Genomic DNA, 2,527 nt, shown 5'->3' with positions numbered 1-2,527 from the left:
CCCGCGTACCGGCCTGGTACGCGGCCATCACCCCGGCCCGCGCCGCGGGCACCCCGTCCCCGGCCTGCCCGCCCCCACCCGAGGCGGGGGCGGAGCCACCGCGCGGGTGGCCCCCGGGCCGCCCCGCGGGGCCCGCGGGCTGCGTGTGCTGCGACCGCACCGCTTCCTGCCCCGGCCCCGGCCCCGGATTCCCGTACGCCGCCGGACCGCCGCGTACGCCGCTACCGGCGTGCCCGCCTCCGTGAGCCGGACCGCCCTGCGCACCGCCACCGGCAGGCACGCCTGCCTGAGCCGGACCGCCCCGCGCACCGCCGCCCGAGGGCCCGCCGTGGGCCCCGGTTACGTGCTGTCCGCCGGAGGGCTCGCCCCCCTGCGGTCTGCCCCGCGGCTGTTGCCCCTGCCCGCCGCCCGGACCGCCGACACCCTGCCCGCGCTGACCACCGGGACCGCCGGGAAGACCGGCACCGCTCCCGGCCGCGCCGCCCTGCTGCCACGCACCGAACGGCCACCCGTCGGCACCCTCGTCCGGCTCCCCGGGGCCCTCGCCGTAAGCCGCACCGCCCGGCGCGCCCGGCGCGGCCCCCGTGCCCCCCGCCCCGTACGGAGCCGAGCGCCACACCTCGTCGTCCTCGTCGTACGGCGGCGTGCCGTACGGGCCCGCACCGCCCCGCGCGTCCGCGCCGGCCGCGCCGTCCCCGTACGGTCCCGGGCCGTCGTTCCACCCCGGTCCCGGCGGTAAGACACCGCTCTCCTGCCGTCCCGCCGCCCCTCGCGCCGCGTCCTGCGCCGGGAGGAACCCCGTCGCCGGGTCCGGGAGTTGCGGCAGGCGGCCGTCCGCCGGGTCGCCGGGGAAGCCCGGGCCCGGGGCCGGTGTCGCGCCGGGCGGGGGGCCTGGGCTGCCGGAGGGGCGCGGCGGCTCGCCGTGGCCCGGCGGCGGGGGCAGCGGGTCGTACCCGCACAGCGCCTCCTCCGCCGCGGCCGACGCCAGCCCGGTCAGCACCACCCGGCCGTCGTCGCAGACGAGCACCGTGCGCGTCGTGATGTTCCGGTGGGTCCAGCCGTGCGCGTGCAGCGCACGCAGCGCGGTGAGGATGTCCGCCGCGACCTCCGCCCCGCGGTACGGGCTCAACGGCCGCTCCTCCAGCAGCCCTTCGAGCGTCCGCGCGGGCACCAGCTCGCTGACGATCCAGAGGCTGCCGCCCTCCTCGAACACGTCGAAGACCTGCGCCAGCCGGGGGTGGTCGGGGATCGCGGCGGCCGCGCGGGCGGCGTCCATCGCCCGCTGCACCACCGTGCTCGCCGCGCTCCGGCCCGTCCCGTCCCCGTACCCGGAGGGGTCCGCGCCGGGGCCGCCGTCCTCTATCAGCTCGGCCTCGACGATCTCCGGCAGCGGCACCTGTCCGATGAGGACGTCCTGCCCGCTGTACGTGTCGAAGGCGCGCGTGTGGATGGGTTCGGCGTCGACGGCAGCCGGTAGCCGGTAACGGTCGGCGAGCACCCGGCCCGCGTAGTCGTCCACGAACGCCTCCCCACAACCGCGCAACGAGCCTGAGGCCGGGCCGAATGCGGTCGGTATTCAGCCTGGTCCGGATGCGTACGGTCCGCGAGACATCACGATACGTGCTCGACGGTGGGTCTGCGCCCTGCTCGCGCGGGTTAGTCGACCGGCTTGAAGGATTCGAACGCCGTGTCGCGCAGCTCCCGGCACTCCGCGCCGTTCCACTCGTCGGCCGGGCAGCTGATCATTATCGCGTAGCCGTGGGTGTCGTCCACGGCGAACCCGCGGTCCAGGACCCGTATCCGCTGCCCGTCCTGTATCCGGCTGAACTGCCAGTCCGCGACGGTCGGATAACCGCGCCACTCGATCTCCTTCATCGAGATCCGGCGGTAGCCGGGGCTGGACGACCGCACGGCGTCCTCTATGTCGCGCCAGTTCGACAGCGCTCCGCCCGGGGTGTTGTTGGGCTGGGACGTGAAGTCGATCTGCACGCGGGGGAACCGGGAGGACCCGCTGAAGATCGCGCCGCCCCCGCCGGGCGAGGTGTCGGTGCGCTGCCAGCCGTCGGGGAGGGCCACGGAGAAGCTGAACTCCGGCTCGGTGAGGGTCGCGTAGCCGTCGGGGAGGCCGGCGGAGCCCTCGCCGGAACCGTCGCCGTCGCCCTTGCCCTCGTCGTCGCCGGAGCCCTGGCCCGGGCCGGCGCCGCCGTCTCCGTCGTCGGCCGCGCCGCCGTCCTCGTCGTCGTCCTGCCCCTGCCGCTTCTCGTCCTGGGCGTCGTCCTTGCCGGAGCCGGCCTGGTCCTTGCCCTGCTGCCCCTCCTTGCCGTCCTGCGCGCCCGCGCCGGCGCTCTGTCCGCCTTCGCTGCCGGACGAGCCCGAGTCGGAGTCGCCGCCGCCGAGCGCGACGGCGAGGACCGTGCCGAGGATCGCCAGCGCGACCACGGCGGCGATGACCGCCAGCGTGCGCCGGGGCAGCGCGGCCACCCGGGCCGAGAGCGCTCGGGCGCCCGCCCGCGCCCGGGCCGCGGCC

1 protein-coding gene and 1 pseudogene are annotated in these 2,527 nt (G+C 77.5%); both read right to left on the bottom strand.

What is annotated here, in order from left to right:
• Window positions 1-1,519 (bottom strand): protein kinase (locus ABD317_RS35860; protein WP_344296056.1); only part of this gene is annotated, 1,519 nt, incomplete at its 3' end.
• 137 nt (window positions 1,520-1,656) lie between these two features.
• Window positions 1,657-2,527 (bottom strand): annotated as a pseudogene (locus tag ABD317_RS35855) (serine/threonine protein kinase); the annotation flags it as partial.

This window comes from Streptomyces synnematoformans, from assembly GCF_039531005.1.
In the GTDB taxonomy this organism is placed as follows: Bacteria; Actinomycetota; Actinomycetes; order Streptomycetales; family Streptomycetaceae; genus Streptomyces; species Streptomyces synnematoformans.
This window is presented reverse-complemented; position numbering and strand designations above follow the sequence as displayed.